This is a genomic window from Mycobacterium sp. IDUB_37 (assembly GCF_055419245.1).
Genome location: NZ_JBVAXG010000072.1, coordinates 1 through 212, shown reverse-complemented (window position 1 = coordinate 212; position 212 = coordinate 1). Strand labels below are relative to the sequence as shown.

Annotated in this window: 1 protein-coding gene; it reads left to right on the top strand. The window is 67.9% G+C overall.

From position 1 onward, the window contains the following. Positions 1–212 (top strand): beta-ketoacyl synthase N-terminal-like domain-containing protein (locus ACZY1I_RS32365; RefSeq protein ID WP_463761735.1); only part of this gene is annotated, 212 nt, incomplete at both ends.

The following is a 212-nucleotide window of genomic DNA, read 5'->3' as shown; positions in this document are numbered from 1 at the left end:
GAGGCGTTGGAGACCGCGGGGATTGATCCGTCGGGGTTGGCGGGTTCGGAGACCGGGGTCTTCGTCGGCGCCTGGGCGCAGGCGTACGGCTTGGGCGGGAGCTCGGAGCAAGTAGAGGGCTATGCCCTGACCAGTCTGTCGACGAGTGTGGCGTCGGGTCGGGTGTCGTATGCGTTGGGGTTGCAGGGTCCGGCGATCACGGTGGATACGGC